Source organism: Sphingomonas sp. BL2 (genome assembly GCF_056680015.1).
On sequence record NZ_CM155261.1, the window covers coordinates 2796360 to 2821139 of the forward strand.

The window sequence follows — 24780 nt, forward strand, 5'->3', positions numbered from 1 at the left end:
GACCGTGGACCCCGGAACAGGTCCGGGGTGACGAGGCACGTCATGGCTGATTTCGACTACATCGCGATCGACACGAAGGGCGCGGAACGTCGCGGCCACGTCGCGGCGGCCGATATCGACGTTGCGCGCGCGACGCTCGACGCGCGCAAGTTCTACGTGGTCAAGATCACCCCCGGCGCGCCCCCGCAGGCGACCAAAGGCCGCCCACTCTTCGGCCTCCAGCTCGGAACGCCGAAGATGTCGGGCAAGAACCTCACCCTTTTCACCCGCCAGCTCGCCACGCTAAATCGCGTCTCCCCGCTGGAGGAATCGCTTCGCACGATCACGCGGCAAACCGAGCAGGACAGCGTCCGCACGATAGTCCAGCACGTTCACGCCGGCGTCGTCGAAGGCCGCCGCCTCGCCGACGCGATGGCGCGCGAACCGAAAAGCTTCCCCCCGCTTTATCGCGCGATGGTGTCCGCCGGCGAAAGCTCGGGCTCGCTCCCGACCATCCTCGACCGGCTCGCGGCGCTGCTCGAACGCCAGGCCGAGATCCGCGGCAAGCTCATCACCGCGCTAGCCTATCCCTCGATCCTCGCGCTTGTTGCGTTCGGCGTCGTCACCGCGCTGATGATGTTCGTCGTGCCGCAGGTCGTCGAGCAATTCGACACGGTCGGCCAGCAACTCCCGCTGCTCACGCGGATGGTGATGGCGTTCTCCGCGTTCCTCGTCGGATACTGGTGGGTGATGCTGCTGATCGTTGTCGGTGGCGGCCTCGCCGGGTGGCGGGCGCTCAAGGACCCGACGCTCAGGCTCGCGTTCGACGGGTGGCTGCTCCGCATCCCGCTACTCGGTCGCCTGATCCGCGACCTCCATGCCGCGCGCATGGCGCGCACGCTCGGCACGATGGTCGCGAGCCGCTTGCCTCTGCTCGACGGCCTCAACCTCACCGCCAGCACGATCTACAACCGCCGCCTCCGCCTCGCCTCCGACCAGATCGTCGACGCGATCCGCGGCGGTGGTTCGCTCTCCGCCGCGATGCGTCGCGCGGGCGTCTTCCCGCCGCTGCTGACCTATCTCGCAGCGAGCGGAGAAGCCGCCGGTCGTCTCGACGAGATGCTGGAGCGCGCCGCCGACTATCTCGAACGCGAGTTCGACCGTTTTACCGCCACCGCGCTGTCGTTGCTCGAACCGCTGATCATCGTCGTGATGGGCGGCATCGTCGCGACGATCGTGCTATCTATCCTGCTCCCGATCCTCCAGCTCAACACGCTGGCCGGACAATGAGGTTTCGTATGCGTCCCGAACTGAAGAAACGTCGCCGCGAGGCCGGCTTTACCCTCGTCGAGCTGATGGTCGTGATCGTCATCATCGGCTTGCTCGCCACCATCGTAGCGCTCAACGTGCTGCCCTCTGGCGACACCGCACGGATCCAGAAGGCGAAGGCCGACATCGCGCAGATCGAGGGCGGGCTGGAGCTCTACAAGCTCCAGAACATGACCTTCCCCAACACCACGCAGGGGCTGAACGCGCTCGTCTCGGCACCCGCGGGGCTCGCCGATCCATCACGGTACCAGCGTGGCGGGTATCTCAAGAAGCTGCCGAACGATCCCTGGGGTCGCCCGTATCTCTATGCCTCGCCCGGCGCACACGGCGAGGCCGACGTCTGGACCTTCGGCGCGGACGGCAAGGAAGGCGGCGAGGGGATCGATGCCGATATCGGCAGCTGGCAGTAAGCGCGAAGGCGGTTTCACGCTGGTCGAGCTGATGGTCGTCGTCACGATCATCGGTCTCGCATCCGCGGTCGCCGTGCTCGTCATGCCGGACCCGCGCGGCCGCGTGCTCGACGAGGCAACGCGCTTCGCCCTGCGCACTCGCGCCGCGCACGATTCGGCGATCGTCGAGGCGCGTCCGGTGAGCGTCTGGATCAGCGGCGGCGGCTACGGCTTTGACCGGCGGCTGGCTGGAGGCTGGACGCCGATCGCGGAGAAACCGATGCGCGTCGAGCGCTGGAACGACGGCACCAGGGCCAGCATCGGGGACACCACCGGCCGGATGCGGGTGACGTTCGACCCGACCGGCCTCGTCGACCGCCCCGCGGAGATCCGCCTCGATCGCGGTGGCGTCGCGGCGACCGTTCACATCGACGCCGACGGCAGCGTAAGAGCCGATGCGGGCTGAGCGCGGCTTTACCCTTATAGAAATCATGGTCGCGCTGGCAGTCTTCAGCCTCGCGGCGATGGCGCTCGTGCGTCTGGAAAGCGCGACGATCCGCGGCGCTTCGATCCTCGACGAAACGCTCGTCGCACAGATGGTCGCGCGCAACGTCGCGATCGACGCGGTCACCAGCGCGCAGCCCCCGACCGCAGGCCGCGTCACCGGCGTCGAGACGAACGGCGGCCAGCCCTGGACGTGGACTCGGCAGGTCAGCGCGCTCGGCGGATCGAGCGTGCTGCGGATCGACGTTGCGGTCGCCGACCGGACCGGCACGCAACTCGGCCGCCTGACGATGGTGCGACCCGCGCCGCGGATGGTGATGTGACGCCTCCGAAAACCGAGGCCGGCTTCACGCTTATCGAAGTCATGGTGTCGCTCATGATCTTCGGCATGATTGCCGCAGCGGGCGTTGCGATCCTGTCGTTCAGCGTGAAGGCGCAGAGTTCGACCGGCGCCAAGCTCGACGACATCAGCGCGCTCACCCGGACGATGTCGATCCTGTCCGCCGATCTCGCCCAGGCATCGAACCGCGCTACCCGCGACGAGGCCGGCACCAGCGTCCCCGCGTTCATCGGCGAAAGCGGGTCGGGCGTCACGCCGATGCTCCGCCTCGTCCGCGCCGGCTGGAGCAACATCGACGGTACGGCCCGGTCCAGCATGCAGAAAGTCGCCTACCGCGTCGATGTGGGGACGCTCCAGCGGATCGCGTATCCGATGGTCGACGGCGCGCAGCCGCTGCCGCCTGCCGCGCTGCTCACCAAAGTCCGTCAGGTCGGACTGCGCTATCGCATCGCGGGCGCCTGGAGCGATCGCTGGGATGGCGCGAGCGGCAGGCCTTTGCCAGACGCGATGGAACTCACCGTCCAGCGCGACGACGGTACGCAGTTCCGCCAGATGTTCCTCGTCGGCACCAGTTACATTCCGGCGCCATCCGATGGAACGGGTTCCGCCGTCACGCCACCTACGGGCACCCCTCCGGGACAGGAGACGCCCGGTGCGCGAACCTGATCTCGGCATTCGACGCGGGCAAGAGCGGGGTGCAGCGTTGCTCACCGTCCTGATGCTCGTCGCGATCATCGCGGTGATGGCCGGGGCGGCGCTGGAAAAACTCCGGCTGTCCACCCGCCTCGCGAGCAACGCCGCGACCGGCGAGCAGGCGCGCGCCTATGCGCTCGCGGCGGAGACGATGGCGCTGACCCGCGTCTCCAACCTGCTCGCGCCAAAGCCAAGCCGGGTCACGCTGGCCGGCGGCTGGAGCAACACCCCGTTCGGCCTGCCGGTACCCGGAGGCTTCGCGACCGCGCGCGTCCGCGACGGTGCGAACTGCTTCAACCTGAACTCTCTCGTCGGCATGACCACCCCCGGCGTGTACGTCGCGCGCGGCGACGTCCGGCCGCAGTTCGTCCGCCTGATGCGGCTGCTCGACGTGCCGGTGCAGGTCGCGGAACAGGTAGCGGCGGGCACGACGGACTGGATCGACAGCGATCAGGACCAGTCACCGATGGGGGCCGAGGACGGCGCATATCTCGGCCGCGTGCCGTCGTACCGCACCGCCGGCACGCTGATGAGCGACCCCAGCGAACTGCGCGCGATCGCCGGGATGACGCCTGAGATCTACACGAAAATCCGGCCGTGGATCTGCACGCTGCCCTTCGCCAAGCCGTCGCCGATCAACGTCAACACGCTGCTGCCCGAACAGAGCGTGCTGTTGGCGATGATGTATCCCGATACGCTGTCGGTCGGTGCCGCCCAGCAATTGCTGCTGCGGCGACCGGTGCAAGGCTATGCGACCTTCGACGAAATGCAGAAGGGCGCGTCGTTGCTCGGCGCCGCCAATATCGCGCCCGGCGCGGACGCGCAGGTGCTGTCGAAATGGTTCACGCTCGATATCGACGTGACGCTCGGCACGACACAAATGCAGGAACGTGCGCTGATCGACGCGAACCGACTTCCCGCGCAGCTCGTATCGCGGCAATGGGGCGAGCCATCATGACGACTTTGCTGTTCCTTCCCGCCGGCGAGACCGGATATCGCTGGATGCGCGTCGCGGACGCGCGCGTGGTTGGGGAGGGGGAGGGTATCCCCGATGCGATCGACGACGAGACGATCGCGGTGGCGCCTGCCGATGCGGTGACGCTGCACTGGGCGGAACTGCCGTCGCGGTCTGCGGCGCAGGCGACGGCGGCCGCGCGAATCCTCGCAAGCGAGGCAAGTGCATCGCCACTCGCCGAACTCCACGTCGCAGTCGGGGACGAAGGTGCGACCGACCGACCGATCGGCGTCGTCGGTGCCGCGACGATGCGCGACTGGCTGCTGATGCTGGCGGAGGCGGGCGTCGATCCGGTCGCGCTCATTCCCGCACCCATGCTCCTTCCGCGACCCGAAGAGGGGTACGCGCAGGCGGAGCTTGCGGGCAGCGGTGTCGTGCGCGGCACGTCCAGCGGGTTCGCCGACGAAGCGCGGCTGACGGAGCTGGTGACCGGCGGCACTGCGCCCGCGACGATCGACCGCGACACGCTGGAGGCAGCGATCGTCGCCGCCGTCGCGTCGCCGCCACTGGATCTGCGGCAGGGGCCGTTCGCGCGGCGGCGACGGTTCGCGATCGACTGGGGGCTGATCCGCCGGCTCGCGCTGCTATCGCTGACGATCCTCGCCGTGACCCTCGCGATCTCGCTCGTCCGCATCGCCAAGTACAGCTTCGGCGCGGACGCATTGGAGGCGGAAGCCGATACGGTGGCGGTCACCGGCCTGCCGCGCGGCGAGACGGTGGTCGACGCGAGCCGCCAACTCGATGAGCGCCTGTCGCGCGTGCGCGGACCGGGGCTCGGCTTCACCAGCACGACCGCGTCAGTATTCGCGGCAGTGCGTGCGACGCCAGGCACCGAAGTCACCGCGCTCGATTTCCAGGCGAACGGCGACCTGCGCCTGTCGGTGGCCGTCGAGCGAGAAGCACTGGCGACCGACCTGAAACGTGCGCTCGAATCCGCCGGCTTCTCGGTTCGCGCCGGCGTGTTCCAGGCGGCCGCCGGTCGCGTGACGGGCGAACTTACGATCAGTCCGGAGAGCGGAAGATGACCGGACTGAAGACCTGGTTCGAAGGGCGCTCGCTACGGGAGCGGCGATTGCTGCTCGTGATGGGGGCGCTCGCGGTGCTGACGTTGCTCTGGGCGCTGATCATCCGCCCGGTCGGCGACGGCCTATCGAGTGCGCGCGAGCGTCATGCCGATGCCGTCACCCGGCTCGGCGAAACCCGCGCGCAAGTCGCGACGTTGCGCGATATCCAGCGGACCCGCGCCACCCCGCTGACCGGTACGCTCGCCGACGCGGTGCGCGCAGAGGCGGACCAGGCCGGCTTCGCGCTCGCCTCGCTCGACCAGGACGGCGCGAGCCGGGTACGGGTCGGCATCCAGTCGGCGCGTCCCGCGGCGCTGGTCGCGTGGCTCGCCCGCCTCGAACGGCTCGGCATCCTCGTCGATTCGGTGGCAATGACCGATAAGGGCGACAAGACCGTCGGCGTCGCGCTCACGTTGAAGGCACGCGCGGCATGACGCGGATCCGTTTGCGTACCGGCCCCGCCGCGCTGTTCGGCGGGATGCTGCTGATCGCGCTGATCGTCTTCCTGCCTATGCGCGCGGTGCTCGGTTGGGTCGGCGTCGGCGACGAGGGGCTGGTCGCACGGCGCGTGTCGGGGACGATTTGGGGCGCGACGCTGACCGAGGCGCGATTCGGCGATCTAGCACTCGGCGACCTGCACGCGCGGCTGTCGCCCCTGCCGCTGCTGGTCGGCCGCGCGACGATCGTCTTTGCCGGTTCCGAGTCGGTGTCGGCCAAGCCGTTGCGCGGGTCGGCGAGCGTCAGTCGCCACGGCTTCGGCGTCGATCACATGACCGCCACGGTCGCGACCGGCCGGCTGTTCGCGCCGGTGCCCGTTTCCGCGCTCGACCTCGACGACGTCTCGGTCCGCTTCCGCGACGGCCAGTGCGAGGCCGCCGAGGGCCGCGTCCGCGCGACGCTGGCGGGTGACGTCGGCGGGATCACCTTGCCGCAGTCGGTGAGCGGCACTGCGCGCTGCGACGGCACGGCGCTGCTGTTGCCGCTGGCGAGCCAGTCCGGGACCGAGAGCATCGCGCTCCGGATCGAGGGGGCAGGGACCTATCGCGCCGAGCTGTCGCTGCGTCCGTCCGATCCGCTGGCAGTGCAGAAGCTCGAGCAGGCGGGCTTCGTGAGCGGCCCGAACGGGTACAAGCTCGCCATCGAAGGACGTTTTTGACGTCTTTTTGGCAAGTCGACGGTTGACGCCGCCCGGCGACCCCCGCTAGGGGGCGATGCCTACGCGGCGGTCGTAGTTCAATTGGTTAGAGCGTCGGCTTGTGATGCCGGATGTTGCGGGTTCAAGTCCCGTCGGTCGCCCCATTTTCCCATTATTTTTCCGAGCCTCCCGAACGTGAGCGCTTTGGGCTGGTAAAACCGGCTGGAAAATAATATTTCGCGTCCCGGTAATATTATTCTCCTCAGGAGCCGGCGATGACAGCGGTTTGGGACCTTCCCGATTTCGACGACCACGAGGGCGTTCATGCCTTCACCGATCCCGAATCGGGCCTCCGCGCGGTAATTGCGCTTCACTCGACCAAGCTCGGCCCGGCGGCTGGTGGCACGCGGTTCTGGCATTATGCCGACAATGGCCGCGCGGTGACCGACGCGCTGCGCCTGTCGCGCGGCATGAGCTTCAAGAACGCGATGGCGGGTCTGGAATTGGGCGGCGGCAAGGGCGTGGTCCTCGCGGCCAAGCCCGGCGACGTCATCACGACGGCACAGCTCGAGGCGTTCGGCCGCGCGGTGGACTCGCTCGGTGGGCGCTACGTGACGGCGGAAGACGTCGGCATGTCCGAAGAGCGCATGAAGGTGATCGCTACGCAAACCCGCTACGTCTCCGGCCTGCCGGTCGCTAGCGGCGCTGCGGGTGGCGATCCGGGGCCGTACACTGCGCTCGGCATCTATCTCGGCGTCAAGGCGGCGGCCCAGCGTGGCCTCGGCACGACCGACATGAAGGGCGTGCGCGTCGCGATCCAGGGCGTCGGTTCGGTCGGCGGCGGGCTCGCGCGGTTGCTGGCCAAGGACGGGGCGGTCCTGACGCTGGCGGACGTCGACGAGGGGCGGGCGCAGAAGCTCGCGGGCGAACTGGGCGCGACCGCGGTAGCGGCCGAGGCGATCCTGACGACCGAGGCGGACATCTTCAGCCCGAACGCGCTGGGTGCGATCCTGACCGAGATGTCGATCGCCGCGCTGAAGGCGAAGGTCGTGGCTGGTGGCGCGAACAACCAGCTGAGCGTCCGCGAGGACGGTGCGCGTTTGCATGCTCGCGGTATCCTGTATGCGCCGGACTACGTGATCAACGCAGGCGGGATCATCAACGTCGGGCTGGAGTATCTGGGTCATGGCGACGAGGCCGAGGTGAAGGCGCGGATCGCGCGTATCCCCGAGCGCCTGATCGAAGTCTGGAATGAGAGCGACCGTACCGGTCAGCCGGCGTCGGACGTGTCGGACTCGATCGCCAAGCGCCTGATCGGCCGGTAACGGTCCTTCTCCCCTCCGGGGAGAAGGTGGCACGCAGTGTCGGATGAGGGGAGTTGGGGTAAACGACCCGAGCCTCACGCCCCTCACCCTCCCACCGCAAGCGCGGCGGGCTCCTCCCTCTCCCCGACGGGAGAGGGCTTTAAGTCCGTGGTGACTTGCCATAATGGCTATCCTCAGTGGCCACCCTACACGCCTTCGCAAACCCCGCGCGCTTCCTGAAGATCGCCAAGCCGTTGACGCCGTTGCTCTTCTGGGCCGGCGTAGCGCTGATCGTGCTGGGCTGCTGGGCGGGCCTAACCCAGACCCCGCCCGATTACCTCCAGGGCGAGACGGTCCGCATCCTCTACATCCACGTCCCCGCCGCCTGGCTCGGCATGGGCGGATGGAGCGGGATCGCGATCTCCAGCATCATGTTCCTTGTCTGGCGCCATCCGCTCGCCAGCGTCGCTGCGCGCGCGATCGCGCTGCCCGGCGCGGTGTTCGCAGCGCTGTGCCTGATGACCGGCTCGATCTGGGGACGGCCCACCTGGGGAACGTGGTGGCAATGGGATGGCCGGCTGACCTCGATGCTGCTGCTGTTCTTCGTCTATCTCGGCTACATGGCGCTCGCGAAGGCCGACGCGGATCGCGGCGGCGACGGGCGCGTGCCGGCGCTCTACGGGATCGCCGGGTCGGTGCTGCTGCCCATCATCCGCTATTCGGTGGTGTGGTGGAACACGCTGCACCAGGGGCCGAGTATCGGGCTGACCAAGTCCACGATCGATGGCTCGATCCTGTGGCCGCTGCCGATCATGCTGGCCGGGTTCACGTTCGTGTTCGCCGGGATCGTGTTGATGCGAATGCGGACGATGCTGGCCGTTGCGAAATCCGAAGCTCGGATGCGCAGAATGGCGAGAGCATGAACCCCTGGCCGTTCGTGACTGCCGCGTATGTCGTGACGCTGGGTGGCGGCGCGATCATCGCGTTGCTGAGCTATCTTGCTATGCGCAGGGCCGAGAAATGAAGGCCAAGCATCAACGCCTGACGCTAGCGCTCCTGGCACTCGGCGCGGTCGTCGTCGCAGGGTTGCTCGCGCTCTCGGCACTCAAGGACCAAGCCGCGTTCTTCTACGCGCCCTCCGACGTGCGCCGCGACGGCCTCCCGCTCGGGCGCGCGGTCCGGCTCGGCGGGATGGTCGAGGGTGGTTCGGTGAAGCGCGCCGCCGACGGCATCACCGTGCATTTCACCGTCACCGACGGCCAGGCAACCACGCCCGTCGTCTTCGCCGGCATCGTCCCTAACCTGTTCCGCGAAAAATCGGGCGTTGTCGCCGAAGGCCAGTTCCAGCCCAACGGCAGCTTCGTCGCGTCGAACCTGCTCGCCAAGCACGACGAAAAGTACATGCCGCCGCAAATGGCCGGCAAGATGCACGAGACCAAGACGCTCGAACCGGACGCGAAGCAGTGATCGCCGAAGCAGGCCTCGCCGCGCTCTGGTTCGCGGGCGCGCTCGCGGCGTTGCAGCTAATGATGGCAGCGATCGGCATTGCACGCGGTCGTGAAGACGTCGCAGCGGCGGTCCGGCCGGTGGCGATCGTCCAGGGGTTACTCGCACTGCTGGCGATGGCGCTGCTGATCGAGCTATTCCTCGACTCCGACATGTCCGTCAAACTGGTCGTCGAGAACAGTCATTCCGCCAAGCCGTGGCTTTACAAGTTCGCTGGCGCATGGGGAAACCATGAAGGCTCGATGCTGCTCTGGGTAACGATCCTCGGGCTGGCCGGCGGGGCGGTGGCGATCTTCGAACGCTCGCTACCCGAACGTACGCTCACCGCGACGCTCGGCGCACAGGCGACGATCGCGCTTGGTTTCTATGCGTTCCTGCTCTTCTCCTCGAACCCATTCGCGCGACTGAACCCCGCTGCCGCCGACGGCCTCGGGCTCAACCCGCTGTTGCAGGACCCCGGCTTGGCGTTCCACCCGCCGACGCTCTACACCGGTTATGTCGGCCTCTCGGTCGCGTTCTCGTTCGCGGTCGGTGCCCTCGTCACGCGCGACGTCGGCCCGGCGTTTGCCAAGGCCATGCGACCCTGGGTGCTGATCGCCTGGATATTCCTCACCCTCGGCATCACGGCGGGGTCGTATTGGGCGTATTACGAGCTCGGCTGGGGCGGCTGGTGGTTCTGGGACCCGGTCGAGAACGCCTCGCTGATGCCGTGGCTCGCCGCCACCGCGCTGCTCCATTCGGTAACCGTGCTCGCAACCCGCGACGGCCTGCGCGCCTGGACGATCATGTTGGCGGTCGTCGCGTTCTCGATGTCGATGATCGGCACGTTCCTGGTGCGCTCGGGCATCCTGACGAGCGTGCACGCGTTCGCAGTTGATCCGGAGCGCGGCGCGTTCATCCTGGCGTTGCTGGCGATCTACATCGGCGGGGCGCTCGCGTTGTTCGCCGCGCGGATCGGCACCGTTCGCGCTGGCACGACGTTCGATCCGGTCAGCCGCGAGGGCGGGCTGGTCGCGAACAACCTGTTGTTGTCGGTGATCCTCGGGATCGTCCTGATCGGCACGCTGTACCCGATCGTCGCGGCGAGCTTTGGCGTGCAGTTGTCGGTCGGGCCGCCGTTCTTTAACAAGGCGGCGGGGCCAATCGCGTTGCTTCTCGTCGCGGTAATGGCAGTCGGGCCGCTGCTGCGCTGGCGCCGCGACGATGCGAAGGCGGTACTGCGCCGCGTGATGCTGCCGATCGGCGCGACGCTGGCGGCGGCGATCGCACTTCTGTTCGTCTGGCCGGGCGTGCTCCCTTGGGCCGGGCTTTCGCTTGCCGCCGGGCTCGCCGTCGCCAGCGTTGCGCCTCTGTGGAAGCGCAACCTCAAGCGTACGCCGTTGTTCACCTACGGCATGGTCATCGCGCATCTCGGCATCGCAGTAAGCCTCGCCGGGATGGCATCAGACAGCGCCTTTACCAAGGAAACGCTGGTCGCGGTGCGCGCAGGCGAGCCGGCGCGGGTAGGGCCATACACCGTGACGCTCGACGGGATCTCGCCGGTAATCGGCGAGAACTGGTCGGCCTTGGAAGCCCGCCTGACCGCAACGCGCGGGGGCAGCGAGAGCATCCTCCGCCCGCAACTCCGCTTCTTCGCCAACCCGCCGACGAGCACGAACGAGTCCGCCATCCTCACAGTGCTCGACGGCCAGCTCTATACCGTGCTCGGCCAGCCGGACGGGCAGGGGCGGTGGCAGCTCCGCCTCTGGTGGAAGCCGTTCGTGACGCTGATCTGGTTCGGCGGCGTGCTGATCGCGCTGGGCGGCATGCTGTCGCTGCTCGGTCGGGTGCTCCGCGAGCGACGGGCGGCAACACGGGCTAAATGGACATGAAGCGGTTCGCACTCTGGGCGCCGCTGGCGATCTTCGCGCTGCTGTTCGCGGTGGTGGCGAGCGGGCTGTTTCGGCCCGCGGAAAAGGTGGTGCGGTCGGCGATGGTCGGCAAACCGCTTCCCGATTTCGCGCTGCCGGCGATGGTCCCCGGCAAACCGGGCCTGACCAGCGCGTCGTTCCGACAGGGCAAGCCGCGGTTGCTCAACGTGTTCGCGAGCTGGTGCATCCCGTGCATCGCCGAAGCGCCGCAACTGATGCGCCTGAAGGCGATGGGCGTGCCGATCGACGCGATCGCGATCCGCGACACGGCGCCGGCGATTGCTGGGTTTCTGCGCCGCAACGGCGATCCGTACGAGCGGATCGGCAGCGATCGGGCCAGCCAGGCGCAACTGGCGCTGGGCTCGTCGGGCGTGCCGGAGACGTTCGTGATCGACGGCCGCGGGATCGTGGTGAAGCAGATTATCGGCGATATCCGTCCGGAGAATGTGGCCGAGATCGTGCAAGCCGTGAAGGACGCACGGTGAGGGGCTCGCACTTCATTCCCCTTCCGCTTGCGGGAGGGGCTAGGGGAGGGGCCTCTCGTGTTTCACCAACCGCTCGCGCGCGTCATGCCCTCCCCCGACCCCTCCCGCGAGCGGGAGGGGAGGTCATTGCGGCGCTGTTGCTCTGTATCTCGCCGGCCTTTGCCCAGCCGGTCACTCCACCAGCCCATTACGCCAACGTGCAACTCGCCGACCCGGCCAAGGAAGCCTCCGCCCGAGCGCTGATGGAAACGCTGCGCTGCCTCGTCTGCCAGGGCCAGTCGATCGCCGACAGCGACGCGGACATGGCGGCCGACATGCGCGCGCTCGTCCGCGAGCGGATCGAGCGGGGCGAAAAGCCTGCCTCGATCCGCGATTGGCTGATTGCGCGCTACGGCGATTACGTGACCTATGACCCGCCACTATCCGGCCTGACATGGCCGTTGTGGCTAGCGCCGATCCTGCTGCTCGGCATCGGCGGCTGGATCGCGCGGTCGAGCTTCCGGCGGAGGACACGCTGATGGGGTACGTCTGGCTCGCCGCAATCGGGGCGGTGTCGTTTGCACTACTCGCGATATTGAAGGTGAACCGCGTTCTTTGGACGATGGTCGCGGCGGCGTTGATGCTCGGTGCGGCGGGGTATGCGTGGCAGGGGCAGCCTGAGCTTGCCGGCCATGAAGTGTCGCCCGGGCTTGCAGCAACGCCGGACGACAGCGCGATGCTCGAACTGCGCGACCAGATGCTGGAGCGGTATACGGGGGCGGCAGCGTACCTGGTTGCGGCGGACGCGATGACGCGGATCGGCGACCGGCGCGCTGCGGTGCAGGTGTTGCTCGGAGGGCTCAGGATCGCCCCTAAGAGCGTAGTCATGTGGACCGGGCTCGCCAACGCGCTGGCGGCGCACGATGCCAATCAGGTTTCGCCGCCCGCACTGTTCGCCTTCCAGCAGGCGATGCGGCTAGCGCCGAAGCATCCTGCTCCGCCGTTTTTTCTGGGGCTGGCGTATGTGCGGGCGGGCGAGTTCGCGACCGCTCGGCCGTATTGGGCGAAGGCGCTGGCTTTGACGCCGGCTGATATTTCATACCGGGGCGAGATCGCCACTCGGCTCGCGTTGCTGGATCGGTTTCTGGCTATGCAGGATACGCCGAACGCAGGTCAAAAATAATGCCGCCACCCTGGGGCAACCCAAGATGACGGGATGAAGGGCTTACTGCCCGCGACCGGTCTTCGACTGCAATTCGTCGATTTTCTTCGACGCATCCGCCTTGGTCAGCGTCTCGTCGAATTCCTCGTGCGCTTCCTCGGACAGCGTCTTGAGGTAGCTCGCCTGCGCACCGGTCATATTCTCGTCGCCGGTGGTCCAGTCGTCCGGGTCCTTCTCGGCGTTCGAGAATGGTTCGGACTTGGGGTTCGGGGTGTCGGACATTGAAAATTCCTTTCCCCTGTCCAACACCCGTGTTCCGTATCCGTTCCCGAGTCAGCCAGCCCATGCTTCGTAAGGTAAACCTAGATCATCGGCGACCGCCTTGTACGCGATCTTGCCCTTGTAGACGTTCAGCCCGTTGGCGAGATGCGGGTCGGCCTTCATCGCCGCCTCGGCACCTAGGTTGGCAAGCTTAAGCGCGAACGGCAGAGTCGCATTGTTGAGCGCGAACGCCGATGTCCGCGCCACCGCGCCGGGCATGTTGGCGACGCAGTAATGGATCACGCCATCCACCTCGAACACCGGGTCCTCGTGCGTCGTGGCGTGCGACGTCTCGAAGCACCCGCCCTGGTCGATCGCGATGTCGACCAGCACCGAGCCGCGCTTCATCGTCTTCAGCATCTCGCGCGTGACGAGCTTGGGCGCAGCGGCCCCCGGCACCAGCACCGCACCGATCACCAGATGCGCGTTCTTCACCGCCGCCGCGATCGCGGCCTTCGACGCATACGCCGTCTTGATCTGGCTAGAGAAGAACATGTCGAGTTCGGCGAGGCGATCGTTCGAAATGTCGTAGATCGTCACGTCGGCGCGCATGCCGACCGCCATCTGCGCGGCGTTGACGCCCGAGACGCCACCACCGAGGATCGCGACCTTCGCCGGCGCGACACCGGGTACGCCGCCGAGCAGAACGCCGCGTCCGCCCTGCTCCTTCTCGAGATAATGCGCGCCGACCTGCACCGACATGCGGCCCGCGACCTCCGACATCGGCTTCAGCAACGGCAGCCCGCGACGATTGTCGGTGACCGTCTCATACGCGATGCAGGTCGCGCCGGACTTCATCAGCCCCTCGGCCTGCGGCTTGTCCGCAGCGAGGTGGAGGTAGGTGAACAGCAGGTGGCGCGGCTCGAGCATCGCGATCTCGCTCGGCTGCGGCTCCTTGACCTTCACGATCATGTCGGCGCCGGCGAATACCGCGGCGGCCGTCGGCAGGATCGCCGCGCCCGCGTCGACATAGTCCTGGTCCTCGAAATCGATGCCGGAGCCGGCCTGCGTCTCGACGACGACCTCGTGACCGGCGGCGACCAGTTCGGCGACCGACGGCGGGGTCAGGCCGACGCGATATTCGTGGTTCTTGATTTCCTTGGGGACACCGACGCGCATTGATTCCACTCCATTATCGTTTGCGCCATACTAGCGCGCCTTGGACGGGAAGGGTTCGCAAACTGGTCGCGGTACGATACCGCATCTGCAAGATGATTGCATCTGTTGCCGTCGAAACGGGATAATCTTGAGCATCACGATCGAACGCAGGATTCTCGACCTGCTCGCCGCCAATTCCGACCTGACCAGCGCGGAGCTCGGCGACGCGGTCGGCCTGTCGGCGAGCGCCGCGCATCGCCGCGTCGCGCAGTTGCGCGAAAGTGGCGCGATCACCGGCTATCGTGCCGTGCTGTCGCAAGCGGCGCGCGGCGATCCGAGCATTGTCCTCGTCAACGTCACGCTGCGGGATCAGCGCAAGGAGACGATGGCGGCGTTCGAGGCCGAGATCGTCGAGTGTCCGCAGGTCGTGCAATGCTTCCTCATGAGCGGGGAGGCGGATTACATGCTCCACGTCGAGATCCGCCACGGCGAAACGTTCGAGCGCATCCACCGGGAGACCTTGTCGCAACTGCCCGGGGTAACACGGCTGGCGTCGCATTTCGTCATCCGCGAAGTGATCCGGCGCTAGCGTTTTCCTGCGAACGCAGGAATCCAGGGCCACAAAAGAAGGCGCCCGTGACCCTGGACTCCTGCGTTCGCAGGAGAACGGAAGCAGTAGCGTTCTCATCTTACGCGCCGGTCCGATCAGCCCCAGTTAATCCACGTTGCCCGCCTCGCCGTTGCCGCCTTCCGGCCTGCATGCTAAATGCGCGCGCTTGGGGCACAGGGTGAAATCGGAAATTCGATGAAGATTGCTGCACTTCCGGGTCGATTCACCGTCCAGTGAGCGTCGACCAGACCGCCGCGGCCTCGACCGTGCCACCCGCCAATCTCGATCTCGAGACAGGGCATCACAACTCCGACGGCATGCTGAAGCTCGCCTTCGGTGCGATCGGCATCGTCTTCGGCGATATCGGCACCAGCCCGCTCTACGCCTTCCGCGAGACCTTCGCCGGCCACCACAAGCTCGCGCTCGACGCGGCACACATCATGGGCGTCATCAGCCTGATGTTCTGGTCGATGATGATTGTCGTGACGGTCAAGTACGTCATCATCATCATGCGCGCCGACAACAAGGGCGAGGGCGGCAGCCTTGCGCTTCTCGCACTCGTCTCGGGCAAGACCAAGACCAAGCGCTGGACCAAGGGCATCATCCTGCTCGGCGTGTTCGCGACGGCTTTGTTCTACGGCGACAGCATGATCACGCCCGCGGTCTCGGTATTGTCCGCGGTCGAGGGCCTCGCCGTCGCCGCGCCAGCCTTTGGCGGCTTGGTGCTGCCGATCGTGATCGTCATCCTGATCGGGCTGTTCTGGGTGCAGAAGAGCGGCACCGCGCGGATCGGCCTCGTGTTCGGGCCGATCATGCTGGTGTATTTCAGCGTCATCGCGGTGCTCGGTATCCTCAGCATCGTCCAGACGCCCGAGGTGCTCTGGGCGCTGTCGCCGCATTATGCGGTCGAGTTCTTCATCATCGATCCCGAGCGGGCGTTCCTGGCGCTGGGTTCGGTCGTGCTCGCAGTCACGGGCGCGGAAGCGCTGTACGCGGACATGGGCCATTTTGGGCGCAAGCCGATCGGCCTGTCGTGGCTGTTCTTCGTGCTCCCGGCACTGATCCTCAATTATATGGGGCAGGGTGCACTGCTGTTTCGCGACGGTCGCGAGGCGCTGGTCAGCCCGTTCTACAACCTTGCGCCGGAAAGCCTCCAGCTCCCGCTCGTCATCCTAGCGACGATGGCCGCGGTGATCGCCTCGCAAGCGGTGATCTCCGGCGCGTTCTCGGTGACGCAGCAGGCGATCCAACTCGGCTTCATCCCGCGCCTCCGGATCGAGCACACCAGCGCCTCGACCGCCGGCCAGATCTACATCCCGCTCGTCAACGGCGCGCTGATGGTGATGGTGATCCTGCTCGTGCTGTTCTTCCGCACCTCGTCGAACCTGACGAGCGCGTACGGAATCGCGGTGACCGGGGCGATGTTCATCGACACGTGTCTGCTCGGCGTCGTGCTGTTCCGCCTGTGGAACTGGCCGAAGATCGCGGCGATCCCGCTGCTGGCGATCTTCTTCACCGTCGATGGCGCCTATTTCGCGGCCAACCTCACCAAGGTACCCGCCGGCGGCTGGTTCCCGCTGCTGGTCGGCTTCATCATCTTCACCTTCCTGACGACCTGGTCGAAGGGGCGGCAGCTGATGATCGACCGGATGCACGAGGCCGCGATGCCGATAAAGGTGTTCATCGGTTCGGCAGCGAGTTCGGCGTCGCGCGTGCCGGGGACGGCGGTGTTCATGACCTCGACCGCGGACGGCGTGCCGCATGCGCTGCTTCACAACCTCAAGCACAACAAGGTGCTGCACGAGCGCGTCATCCTGCTCACCGTGAAGATCGTCGGCCAGCCCTATTGGCCCGCGCACGACCGTGCAGTGCGCGAGGAGCTTGGCGACGGCTTTCACCGCCTCGTGCTGCGCTACGGCTTCATGGAGGACGCCGACGTGCCCGCAGCACTGCGCCAGGTCCATAATTGCGGCGCGGACTTCAAGATGATGGACACCAGCTTCTTCCTGTCGCGCCAGACGCTGCTCGCGTCGGACAAGCCCGGCATGATGATCTGGCGCGAAAAGCTGTTCGCGTGGATGTTGCGCAATGCGGAGAGCGCGATGGAGTTCTTCCGCCTGCCGACGAATCGCGTGGTCGAGCTGGGTAGCCAGGTCGAGATTTGATGATCTACCCCATACGCTCCGCCAAAGTCGCACGTCCCCGGCGGAGGCCGGGGTCCAGTCGGAAAGGTTGCAGTAACGAAGCGCCACGTCCGTCATCGACAATTCCCAACTGGACCCCGGCCTTCGCCGGGGAGGTGTCTATCTGATGACCGGCCCCACCGAAGTAGCCCCGATCATCGTCACCGCCTTGTTCGGCCGCAAGGATACCGCGTTCTTCGACTCCATGCGCCGCGAGCATTTCCCGCCCGAGCGCAACCAGCTCGACGCGCACCTAACGCTGTTCCACCACCTGCCGCCCTCGGGTCTCGACGAGCTCAAGCACCGCCTCAACCAGGAAACGCGCGGCATCCGTGCTCCACAGGCGCGCGTGGGCGGCCTGATGTCGCTGGGACGGGGTGTGGCTTACCGGATCGAGTCCCCCGAGCTCGTCGGCATCCGCGCGCGCCTCGCCGACGCATTCACCGGCATGCTCACCCCGCAGGACGCCGGCGGCTGGCGTCCGCACGTCACGATCCAGAACAAGGTCAGCCCGCAAGTCGCGAAGCTCCTACTCGGCAATCTGCAGCGGGATTTCGCGCCCAAGGACCTCGAAATCGCCGGTCTGGGCGCATGGTGGTATCGCGGCGGACCATGGGAAGCGATTTCCCGGCACATGTTCGCTTGACCGCCTCGAAACCGCTTCCTATAGGCCGCGCCTCGCAGGGAAGAACGCTTCCCTGACGGACGGTACGGCGAAGTAGCTCAGTTGGTTAGAGCACGGGAATCATAATCCTGGGGTCGGGGGTTCAAGTCCCTCCTTCGCTACCATTTCGGACTTGGCGCGCGCCGCCGCCGGCACATCCCCGCAGACCGACGCAAACGATCACCAACTGCGGGAAACTCGTCTTCGCAATCGCAAAATGCGCTTCTATTGCCTTGGGTTAATGGTCAGCCAGTGTGCCGCATCTTGGGCGCACGCGTCGGCCCGACCGTTCGGGAGATACGAGTATGCGTAACAAACGTCCCGATGGGATCGCCGATTACACGGGTCCGGCTGGTGGCTGGGGCGCGCTGAAGGCGGTCGCCGTCTCGCTCAAGGCGCAGCAGATCGTCGTCCGCGGCGGCCAGACGTTGCTCAAGTCGAACCAGCCCGATGGCTTCGATTGCCCGAGCTGCGCATGGCCCGACCCGAAACATACCTCCTCGTTCGAATTTTGCGAGAACGGCGCCAAGGCCGTCGCGTGGGAATCCACCGCCAAGACGATCGGCGCCGACTTCTTCGCCGCGCACAGCGTGTCCGACATCTGGAAGCAGAGCGATCACTGGATCGAGGACCAGGGCCGCGTCACCGAGCCGCTCCGCTACAACGCCGCCACCGATCACTATGAAGTCGTGAGCTGGACGGACGCGATGCGCGAGATCGGCGCAGGCCTCGCCGCCGTCCCCGATCCCAACCAGGCCGAGTTCTACACCTCGGGCCGTTGCTCGAACGAGGCGGCGTTCCTGTTCCAGCTGTTCGTGCGGCTCTACGGCACCAACAACTTCCCCGACTGCTCGAACATGTGCCACGAGGCGACGTCGGTCGGGCTGCCGAAGTCGATCGGCATCGGCAAGGGCACCGTCAGCCTCGAGGATTTCGACCACGCCGACCTGATCCTGTCGATCGGCCACAACCCGGGCACCAACCATCCACGGATGATGGCGACCCTTCGCGAAGTGTCGAAGCGCGGTGGCAAGATCATCGTCTTCAACCCGCTCAAGGAACGCTCGCTCGAACGCTTCGAATCGCCGCAGTCGGTGGTCGAGATGGCGACGATGTCGGCCACCCCGATCGCCAGCAGCTATTATCAGGTGAAGGTCGGCGGCGACGCAGCCGCGCTGAAGGGCATCGCCAAGGCGCTCGTCGCGCTCGACGAGGCGGCCAAGGTCTCCGGCACCGAGCCCGCGCTCGATCACGCGTTCATCGCCGAGCATACCGCGGGCCTCGAAGACTATATCGCCGATCTCGCCACCACCGAATGGGCGGATATCGAGCGCTCCAGCGGCCTCTCGCGCACTGATCTCGAAGAGGTCGCACTCGCCTATTCGAAGTCGAAGTCGACGATCTGCTGCTACGGCATGGGCGTCACGCAGCACCGCACCGGCACGACCAACGTCCAGCAGATCGCGAACCTGCTTCTCCTGCGCGGTAACATGGGCCGGCCAGGCGCAGGCATCTGCCCGCTGCGGGGCCACAGCAACGTCCAGGGCGACCGCACCGTCGGCATCACCGAGCGCCCGATGCCCCTGCTGCTCGACAACATGCGCGACGTGTTCGGGTTCGAGCCGCCCCGCGAGCATGGCCATTCGGTAGTCGAGAGCATCGCCGCGATGCGCGACGGCCACGCCAAGGCGATCGTCTGCCTCGGCGGCAACCTCGCGATCGCCTCGTCCGATCCGCAGGCGTGCGCGGAGGGCTTCCGCAACCTCGACCTCGCGGTCCACATCACCACCAAGCTCAACCGCACGCAGTTGCTGATGGCGAAGGCGACGTACGTCCTGCCGTGTCTCGGCCGGACCGAACTCGACATGCAGGCGACCGGGCAACAATCGGTGACGGTCGAGGATTCGATGTCGATGGTCCACGCCTCGCGCGGGTTCCTGATGCCGCCGGGCGACAACGTGAAGTCCGAAATCTGGATCGTCGGCGAGATCGCCAAAGCGACCTTTGCCGCCAAGGGCCGCACGCCGATCGAGATCGACTGGGATGCGTATGTCGGCGACTACAGCCTGATCCGCGACAAGATCGAGGCGGTCTTCCCCGCGTTCGCCGACTACAATGCACGCATCCGCAAGCCGGGCGGCTTCCACCTGCCGAACTCGGCCGCGATGCGCGAGTGGAAGACGGACAGCGGCAAGGCGAACTTCATCGTCGCCAAGGGTGTCGAGGAGGACGAGAGCGCAAGCGATCCGACCGTGCTGCGGCTCACCACGCTGCGCGCGCACGATCAGTACAACACCACCGTCTACAGCCTCGACGACCGCTATCGCGGCGTATTCGGGCGCCGCGACATCCTGTTCATGAACGAGCGCGACATGGCGCGGCTCGGGCATAAGGAGGGTGACGTCGTCGACATCGCCACCGCGCTTCAGTTCGCCCGGCCCGATCGTGTCGTGCAGAAGCTGATGCTGGTCCGCTACGCGCTGCCCGATGGCTGCGTCGCCTCCTATTACCCCGAGACGCAGCCGCTGATCGCGCTCGAGGATCACGATCCGCAGAGCTTCACCCCCTCCTATAAATCCATCCCGGTGACCGTCCGTCCCGCCGCTGCCGACATGGGTTCGGATCGCGGCGTGGTGCGCGCGGGGATCGTCGGGCACGAGAGTAAAGTACACGCATGAGCACCGGCTATTCGTCGACGATCGACACCTATGCGACCCTCGCGGCGACCAAGGCGGAGGCGTTGCGGCGCTCTCCCGCGGGGTTCTTTGCGGGCGCGATCCTCGCGGGCACGTATATCGGCATCGCGATGATCCTCGCGCTCAGCACGGGCTCGGGGCTCGAACCCGGCGTGCGACCATTGGTAATGGGCGCGACCTTCGGGCTCGGGCTGATCCTGACCGTATTCGCCGGCGCTGAGTTGTTCACCGGCTACGTGATGTATCTCGGCTTCGGCCTCGCGCGCCGGACGATCACGATCGGAGACGCGCTCAAGCTCGCCGTCGTCGTGTGGATCGGCAACCTCGTCGGCGGTGTCGTGCTGTCGGTGGTGTTCGCGGCGGGCGGCGGCGGCGCGATCTTCGCCAACGCCGATACGATGTTCCACGCGTACGTCGTGCACAAGGTGTCGGTCGACGCGACCGCGCTGATGGCCCGCGCGATCCTGTGCAACTGGCTCGTCTGCCTCGCGATCTGGACCGCGGCACGGATGACCGGCGACACCGCCAAGTGCATCGCGATGGCCTGGATCCTGCTCGCGTTCGTCGCCGCCGGGTTCGAGCATTCGGTCGCCAACATGACCGCGCTGACGCTCGGCCTGCTGGTGCCCAACTCGTCGATCGACCTCGCCGGCATGATCCGCAATCTCGCGATCGTCACCGTCGGCAACACGATCGGTGCCTTGGTCTTCGTCGTCGGCGGCTATCTGGTCGCGTCGAAGACGGACGTGGTACAGGCCGCCAAGTAACGGCGGTTTCGTGTAGCAGCGGCAGGCCTGCTGCTACGCGAACACCTCCCAGGGATCGTTGACCACCAGGATCGCGTCGCTGCGGGCGAGCGCGAGCAGCGTCAGGCCGTGCTCACGCGCATGATAGATCGCCAGGCTGGTCGGCGCGGAGATTCCCACCAGCATCGGAGCCCCGGCGATCAGCGCCTTGTCGACCATCTCGAAACTGATCCGCGACGTGACCAGGATGAAGCCGTCGATCGGCTGCCCAGCGACGGCGATGCCGCCAACGAGCTTGTCGAGCGCATTGTGACGGCCGACGTCCTCATACGCCGCAACGACTCGACCCTCGCGGTCGCACGCAGCAGCAGCGTGGATCGCGCCCGTAGCCGCGTTCAGAGGCTGGTGAGCGCGTAGCCCACCCAGCGCGGCAAACAGCGCGTCCACGGGCGTATCGGGCTTTGGCGGCGTCCTCGGGACCGGTTTGCGGAGCTGTTCGAGCCCGGAGATCCCGCACAACCCGCAACTCGTGTCGCTGGTCCGGTGGCGGACGCGGTCGTGGATGCGGCCCTTACACCGATCGGACAGCCCGACGCGAACGATCCAGCCCGCCTCCGCCTCGAAGATATCGATGTCGCGCACGTCGTCCGCGCTGTCCGCGAGCCGCTCCGTCAAAAGGAAGCCGGTCGTGAACTCGGCCAAGTCGGCCGGCGTCATCATCATCACCGCATAACCAAGCCCGTCGATCTCGATCGCGACAGGGACTTCGATCGCAATGGCGCGTTCGCTCATAGTAATCGAATCAGGTCGCAGGATCTTGATCGCTTGGTTGCGCGACGTGGTCATAAGGTATCGAGGTCCTGCGGCGTGTTGACGTTCGGGATAGGCGCACCCGCCGGGATAGGGATAGCCCCGATCGCTTCCGCCCAACCGCGCACCGAGCGTCGCGGCACGGTCGCGATATGGGTCAGCAAATTGCCAAGCAATCCCGTCTCCCAATGCCCGAGCACCGGAGCGTCGGGACAATAGGCGGAAGCACGTCGGGACAGCGCCGTCAGCAACCCGTCCGGCAACCACGGCATGTCGCACGCGATCGTCAACACCGACGTGAAGCCGTGCAAGGCCGCATAACCGAGCGCGCCAGCGATGCCCCCCAATGGTCCGATATCTGCCCTTGGCAGGTCAGGGATCGCCCCATCGCGCCCCGCAATCACCGCGGTCTCGACATGACGCGACAGCAGCGCCCGCGCATGCTCAGCCAACGCACGCCCGTCCAACACCGCCATCGCCTTGTCGGACCCGAAGCGCGACGACCGCCCGCCCGCCAGCACGACGCCGAGAATACGCTGCTCGGTCAGCGCGTCTTCTCGATCTGCACCGGCACCGATTTCGCTGCCGGAACATGGCTTTCGCGGGCATGGTGAGCAACCGGTATGAGCAGATTGCACTCGGGGTAATAGGCGCCGAGGCAGCCCTCGGGAATCGCATATTCGACCACGCGCAGCTTGTTCAGTCGGCGATCCGAATTGTCGCCTGCGTCGCCGACCAGATCGACGTCGTCGCCGTCGGTGATCCCCATCCGGAGCATGTCGCTGCGGTTCATGAATACGATGTCGCGCGTGCCCTTCACGCCGCGGAAACGGTCGTGATAGCCGTAGACGGTCGTGTTGAACTGGTCGTTCGACCGCAGCGTCATCAATCGAAAACGTCCCTCAGCCTCTTCGAACCCGGTTACGTTCAGCGCCTGCGGGACGTTGATCTCCGCCTTGCCGCTCTTCGTCTTCCACTCGCGATGCGCTGCGGGCACGCCCTTCCAGAAGCCGCCCGGCGTGAACATCTGGTCGTTGAAGTTCTTGAACAGGTCGGGATACGTCACCTCGATCGCATCACGGACGCGCGCGTAATCACGCACCCACGCGTCCCAATCGAGCTTCGGATTAGGCGCCAGCGTGGCCTTGGCGATCCCAGCGACGATCGCGGGCTCGGACAGCAACGTCTCGGCAGCCGGCGTCGCCTTGCCCTTCGAGCCGTAGATCTGGCTGAACGAATCCTCGATCGACACGCTTTGCGGCCCGGTGCCCTGCATGTCGGTTTCGATCCGGCCAAGGCAGGGAAGCAGATACGACGTTTCGCCGGGCAGAAGGTGAGAGCGGTTGAGCTTGGTCGCGATATGCACGGTCAGGTCGAGCCCGCGCCATTTGGCTTCCATCCGCGCATGATCCGGGATCGCGCGAACGAAATTGCCGCCAAGGCCAACGAACGCCTGCGCGCTGCCGTCGAGGACTGCCTCGCACGCCTCGACCGTATCCCAGCCTTTCTCGCGGGGCGGTTCGAACCCGTATTGCTCGGCTAGTTTGTCGAGCGGGGCGAGTTCGGGCTTTTCGGTGATGCCGACGGTGCGCTGGCCCTGCACGTTGGAATGCCCGCGGACCGGACCCATGCCGGCGCCCGGTTTGCCGATATTGCCGCGGAGCAGCATCAGATTGACGAGCATGTGGACGTTGTCGATCCCGCCGACATGCTGCGTCAGCCCCATGCCGTAGACCGCGATGACCGCCTTGGACTTGGCATAGACCTTCGCCGCTGCCTCGATCTCGGTACGGGGCAGGCCGCTTTCATGCTCGATCGTCGCCCATTCGGTCGCACGCGCGACGTCGGCGAAGGCTTCGAATCCGGTCGTGTGCTCGGCGAGAAACGCGTGGTCGAGCACGGGCAGGCCGTTGATCCGCTTGGCGTTGTCGTCGGCCTCGATCAGATATTTGCACATCCCCATGATCGCGCCGACGTCGCCGCCAGTCTTCAGCTGGTGATATTGCGAGGCGATCGGCGTCGACTTGCCCGTCACCATCTCGATCGGGTTCTGCGGGTCCTGGAATTTCTCCAGTCCGCGCTCCTTGAGCGGATTGAACACGACGATCTCGACGCCACGCTTCGCACAATCGCGTAGCGGATGCAGGAACCGCGGGCTGTTCACACCTGGGTTCTGCCCGAAGTAGAAGATCGCGTCGCACTTCTCATAGTCAGACAGGTGGATCGTGCCGACCGCGGAACCGATCGCCGACTTCAGCCCTACCGAGGTCGTCTCGTGGCACATGTTCGAACTGTCGGGCAGGTTCTGGCTGCCATACATCCGCGCGAGCAGACTATACATGTACGACGTCTCGAGGCTGGCGCGACCCGACGCGTAGAAGATGACCTTGGTCGGATCATAGGTCTTCAGCTTGGCGCCAATGCCCGCGAACGCCTCGTCCCAGCTGCACGCCGCGTACTTGTCGGTCGCAGCATCATATTTCAGCGGATGCGTAAGCCGCCCGGCCTGCTCGAGATCGTAATCCTTCCAGCCGATCAGCTCGCTGACCGTATGCTGCTCGAAGAACGCCGGAGTCACACGGAACGAGGTCAGCTCCCAGGCCGTCGCCTTCGCGCCATTCTCGCAGAACTCGGCGACGTGCGGATGCGCGGGCTTGCCCCACGCGCAACTCACGCACGCAAAGCCATCCGGCTTGTTCTGCCGGGCGAGTTCGCGGATCACCTCAGGCCCGACCTTCTCGCGCGCGGAAATCTCGACGAGCGACTTCATCGAGCCCCAGCCGCCTGCTGGTGCCGTGTAATCCTCGATCTCTACGGTCCGGTCGTCGCTCATGCTCATCTCCGCTTTTATCGTCCAA

26 protein-coding genes and 2 tRNA genes are annotated in these 24780 nt (G+C 66.3%); 23 read left to right on the forward strand and 5 right to left on the reverse strand.

Features of this window, described 5'->3' with window-relative positions; translation table 11 throughout:
* Nucleotides 1–42: 42 nt before the first annotated feature.
* The 17 genes from gspF (at nt 43) to AC1ME3_RS13145 (ending at nt 12815) form a co-directional block, all read left to right on the forward strand.
* Nucleotides 43–1269 carry a type II secretion system inner membrane protein GspF gene (gspF, locus tag AC1ME3_RS13065; protein WP_480953489.1) on the forward strand — a complete coding sequence of 409 codons (1227 nt, stop codon included), beginning with the start codon at nt 43–45 and terminating at the stop codon, nt 1267–1269.
* Between the two features lie 8 nt (nt 1270–1277).
* A complete protein-coding gene (gene gspG, locus AC1ME3_RS13070; RefSeq protein ID WP_235524390.1) occupies nt 1278–1718 on the forward strand; it encodes a type II secretion system major pseudopilin GspG in 441 nt (146 codons plus the stop codon).
* Complete coding sequence (locus AC1ME3_RS13075; RefSeq protein ID WP_480953490.1) at nt 1693–2163, forward strand: GspH/FimT family pseudopilin; 471 nt, start codon at nt 1693–1695, stop codon at nt 2161–2163. Before gspG ends, AC1ME3_RS13075 begins: the two co-directional genes overlap by 26 nt.
* A complete protein-coding gene (gspI, locus tag AC1ME3_RS13080) occupies nt 2153–2524 on the forward strand; it encodes a type II secretion system minor pseudopilin GspI (protein WP_056048222.1) in 372 nt (123 codons plus the stop codon). The genes AC1ME3_RS13075 and gspI overlap by 11 nt, the downstream gene beginning before the upstream one ends.
* On the forward strand, nt 2521–3207 hold the full coding sequence (gene gspJ, locus AC1ME3_RS13085) for a type II secretion system minor pseudopilin GspJ (RefSeq protein ID WP_480953491.1): 687 nt from the start codon (nt 2521–2523) through the stop codon (nt 3205–3207). The genes gspI and gspJ overlap by 4 nt, the downstream gene beginning before the upstream one ends.
* The gene (gspK, locus tag AC1ME3_RS13090; protein ID WP_480953492.1) at nt 3194–4192 is read left to right on the forward strand and encodes a type II secretion system minor pseudopilin GspK; all 999 of its coding nucleotides are present in this window, start codon (nt 3194–3196) and stop codon (nt 4190–4192) included. Before gspJ ends, gspK begins: the two co-directional genes overlap by 14 nt.
* Nucleotides 4189–5274 carry a type II secretion system protein GspL gene (gene gspL / locus AC1ME3_RS13095; RefSeq protein ID WP_480953493.1) on the forward strand — a complete coding sequence of 362 codons (1086 nt, stop codon included), beginning with the start codon at nt 4189–4191 and terminating at the stop codon, nt 5272–5274. Before gspK ends, gspL begins: the two co-directional genes overlap by 4 nt.
* Nucleotides 5271–5747: a type II secretion system protein GspM gene (gene gspM, locus AC1ME3_RS13100; protein WP_480953494.1), complete on the forward strand. Its 477-nt coding sequence runs from the start codon at nt 5271–5273 to the stop codon at nt 5745–5747. The genes gspL and gspM overlap by 4 nt, the downstream gene beginning before the upstream one ends.
* Complete coding sequence (gspN, locus tag AC1ME3_RS13105) at nt 5744–6469, forward strand: type II secretion system protein N (protein WP_480953495.1); 726 nt, start codon at nt 5744–5746, stop codon at nt 6467–6469. Before gspM ends, gspN begins: the two co-directional genes overlap by 4 nt.
* Before the next feature lie 66 nt (nt 6470–6535).
* Nucleotides 6536–6612, forward strand: a tRNA-His gene (locus tag AC1ME3_RS13110).
* A gap of 111 nt (nt 6613–6723) precedes the next feature.
* Nucleotides 6724–7773: a Leu/Phe/Val dehydrogenase gene (locus tag AC1ME3_RS13115; RefSeq protein WP_480953496.1), complete on the forward strand. Its 1050-nt coding sequence runs from the start codon at nt 6724–6726 to the stop codon at nt 7771–7773.
* 176 nt (nt 7774–7949) lie between these two features.
* Nucleotides 7950–8675 (forward strand): heme ABC transporter permease CcmC, encoded by a 726-nt coding sequence (gene ccmC, locus AC1ME3_RS13120; RefSeq protein ID WP_480953497.1) that lies wholly within the window; start codon nt 7950–7952, stop codon nt 8673–8675.
* A 97-nt stretch (nt 8676–8772) separates the two neighbouring features.
* A complete protein-coding gene (gene ccmE, locus AC1ME3_RS13125) occupies nt 8773–9219 on the forward strand; it encodes a cytochrome c maturation protein CcmE (protein ID WP_480953498.1) in 447 nt (148 codons plus the stop codon).
* Entirely contained in the window at nt 9216–11129 is a 1914-nt protein-coding gene (locus AC1ME3_RS13130) for a heme lyase CcmF/NrfE family subunit (protein WP_480953499.1), read from the forward strand. The genes ccmE and AC1ME3_RS13130 overlap by 4 nt, the downstream gene beginning before the upstream one ends.
* The gene (locus tag AC1ME3_RS13135) at nt 11126–11653 is read left to right on the forward strand and encodes a DsbE family thiol:disulfide interchange protein (protein WP_480953500.1); all 528 of its coding nucleotides are present in this window, start codon (nt 11126–11128) and stop codon (nt 11651–11653) included. Before AC1ME3_RS13130 ends, AC1ME3_RS13135 begins: the two co-directional genes overlap by 4 nt.
* Nucleotides 11654–11778: 125 nt before the next feature.
* Nucleotides 11779–12171 carry a cytochrome c-type biogenesis protein gene (locus tag AC1ME3_RS13140; protein WP_480955830.1) on the forward strand — a complete coding sequence of 131 codons (393 nt, stop codon included), beginning with the start codon at nt 11779–11781 and terminating at the stop codon, nt 12169–12171.
* The gene (locus tag AC1ME3_RS13145) at nt 12171–12815 is read left to right on the forward strand and encodes a tetratricopeptide repeat protein (RefSeq protein ID WP_480955831.1); all 645 of its coding nucleotides are present in this window, start codon (nt 12171–12173) and stop codon (nt 12813–12815) included. Before AC1ME3_RS13140 ends, AC1ME3_RS13145 begins: the two co-directional genes overlap by 1 nt.
* Before the next feature lie 42 nt (nt 12816–12857).
* Here the strand turns inward: AC1ME3_RS13145 and AC1ME3_RS13150 are convergent, their stop codons facing one another.
* Entirely contained in the window at nt 12858–13076 is a 219-nt protein-coding gene (locus AC1ME3_RS13150; protein WP_480953501.1) for a DUF3072 domain-containing protein, read from the reverse strand.
* A 51-nt stretch (nt 13077–13127) separates the two neighbouring features.
* Entirely contained in the window at nt 13128–14234 is a 1107-nt protein-coding gene (gene ald / locus AC1ME3_RS13155; protein WP_480953502.1) for an alanine dehydrogenase, read from the reverse strand.
* A gap of 127 nt (nt 14235–14361) precedes the next feature.
* Here ald and AC1ME3_RS13160 point away from each other — a divergent pair, with 127 nt between their 5' ends.
* The 6 genes from AC1ME3_RS13160 (at nt 14362) to AC1ME3_RS13185 (ending at nt 21133) form a co-directional block, all read left to right on the forward strand.
* Nucleotides 14362–14802: an Lrp/AsnC family transcriptional regulator gene (locus AC1ME3_RS13160; protein ID WP_060524452.1), complete on the forward strand. Its 441-nt coding sequence runs from the start codon at nt 14362–14364 to the stop codon at nt 14800–14802.
* A 287-nt stretch (nt 14803–15089) separates the two neighbouring features.
* The gene (locus tag AC1ME3_RS13165; RefSeq protein ID WP_480955832.1) at nt 15090–16988 is read left to right on the forward strand and encodes a potassium transporter Kup; all 1899 of its coding nucleotides are present in this window, start codon (nt 15090–15092) and stop codon (nt 16986–16988) included.
* Nucleotides 16989–17133: 145 nt separating this feature from the next.
* Nucleotides 17134–17652 (forward strand): 2'-5' RNA ligase family protein, encoded by a 519-nt coding sequence (locus AC1ME3_RS13170; RefSeq protein WP_480953503.1) that lies wholly within the window; start codon nt 17134–17136, stop codon nt 17650–17652.
* A gap of 66 nt (nt 17653–17718) precedes the next feature.
* A tRNA-Met gene (locus AC1ME3_RS13175) sits at nt 17719–17795 on the forward strand.
* A gap of 180 nt (nt 17796–17975) precedes the next feature.
* The gene (locus AC1ME3_RS13180; RefSeq protein WP_480953504.1) at nt 17976–20348 is read left to right on the forward strand and encodes an FdhF/YdeP family oxidoreductase; all 2373 of its coding nucleotides are present in this window, start codon (nt 17976–17978) and stop codon (nt 20346–20348) included.
* Complete coding sequence (locus tag AC1ME3_RS13185; RefSeq protein WP_480953505.1) at nt 20345–21133, forward strand: formate/nitrite transporter family protein; 789 nt, start codon at nt 20345–20347, stop codon at nt 21131–21133. Before AC1ME3_RS13180 ends, AC1ME3_RS13185 begins: the two co-directional genes overlap by 4 nt.
* Before the next feature lie 33 nt (nt 21134–21166).
* On the opposite strand, the gene fdhD is transcribed toward AC1ME3_RS13185, so the two are convergent.
* From fdhD to AC1ME3_RS13200, 3 genes are read right to left on the reverse strand one after another with little or no spacing between them, the layout of a single operon-like run.
* Entirely contained in the window at nt 21167–21904 is a 738-nt protein-coding gene (gene fdhD, locus AC1ME3_RS13190) for a formate dehydrogenase accessory sulfurtransferase FdhD (RefSeq protein WP_480953506.1), read from the reverse strand.
* Nucleotides 21905–21954: 50 nt separating this feature from the next.
* Complete coding sequence (mobA, locus tag AC1ME3_RS13195) at nt 21955–22443, reverse strand: molybdenum cofactor guanylyltransferase (RefSeq protein WP_480953507.1); 489 nt, start codon at nt 22441–22443, stop codon at nt 21955–21957.
* Nucleotides 22444–22466: 23 nt separating this feature from the next.
* On the reverse strand, nt 22467–24755 hold the full coding sequence (locus AC1ME3_RS13200; RefSeq protein ID WP_480953508.1) for an FdhF/YdeP family oxidoreductase: 2289 nt from the start codon (nt 24753–24755) through the stop codon (nt 22467–22469).
* Nucleotides 24756–24780: the final 25 nt, after the last annotated feature.

Coding starts and splice junctions, on each gene's coding strand:
- AC1ME3_RS13170 (WP_480953503.1), top strand. CDS start 17,134: ATGACCGGCCCCACCGAAGTAGCCCCGATCATCGTCACCGCCTTGTTC.
- AC1ME3_RS13135 (WP_480953500.1), top strand. CDS start 11,126: ATGAAGCGGTTCGCACTCTGGGCGCCGCTGGCGATCTTCGCGCTGCTG.
- ald (WP_480953502.1), bottom strand. CDS start 14,234: ATGCGCGTCGGTGTCCCCAAGGAAATCAAGAACCACGAATATCGCGTC.
- gspN (WP_480953495.1), top strand. CDS start 5,744: ATGACGCGGATCCGTTTGCGTACCGGCCCCGCCGCGCTGTTCGGCGGG.
- AC1ME3_RS13180 (WP_480953504.1), top strand. CDS start 17,976: ATGCGTAACAAACGTCCCGATGGGATCGCCGATTACACGGGTCCGGCT.
- fdhD (WP_480953506.1), bottom strand. CDS start 21,904: ATGAGCGAACGCGCCATTGCGATCGAAGTCCCTGTCGCGATCGAGATC.
- gspL (WP_480953493.1), top strand. CDS start 4,189: ATGACGACTTTGCTGTTCCTTCCCGCCGGCGAGACCGGATATCGCTGG.
- AC1ME3_RS13200 (WP_480953508.1), bottom strand. CDS start 24,755: ATGAGCGACGACCGGACCGTAGAGATCGAGGATTACACGGCACCAGCA.
- AC1ME3_RS13075 (WP_480953490.1), top strand. CDS start 1,693: ATGCCGATATCGGCAGCTGGCAGTAAGCGCGAAGGCGGTTTCACGCTG.
- gspG (WP_235524390.1), top strand. CDS start 1,278: ATGCGTCCCGAACTGAAGAAACGTCGCCGCGAGGCCGGCTTTACCCTC.
- ccmE (WP_480953498.1), top strand. CDS start 8,773: ATGAAGGCCAAGCATCAACGCCTGACGCTAGCGCTCCTGGCACTCGGC.
- AC1ME3_RS13115 (WP_480953496.1), top strand. CDS start 6,724: ATGACAGCGGTTTGGGACCTTCCCGATTTCGACGACCACGAGGGCGTT.
- gspF (WP_480953489.1), top strand. CDS start 43: ATGGCTGATTTCGACTACATCGCGATCGACACGAAGGGCGCGGAACGT.
- gspI (WP_056048222.1), top strand. CDS start 2,153: ATGCGGGCTGAGCGCGGCTTTACCCTTATAGAAATCATGGTCGCGCTG.
- AC1ME3_RS13145 (WP_480955831.1), top strand. CDS start 12,171: ATGGGGTACGTCTGGCTCGCCGCAATCGGGGCGGTGTCGTTTGCACTA.
- AC1ME3_RS13150 (WP_480953501.1), bottom strand. CDS start 13,076: ATGTCCGACACCCCGAACCCCAAGTCCGAACCATTCTCGAACGCCGAG.
- AC1ME3_RS13185 (WP_480953505.1), top strand. CDS start 20,345: ATGAGCACCGGCTATTCGTCGACGATCGACACCTATGCGACCCTCGCG.
- gspM (WP_480953494.1), top strand. CDS start 5,271: ATGACCGGACTGAAGACCTGGTTCGAAGGGCGCTCGCTACGGGAGCGG.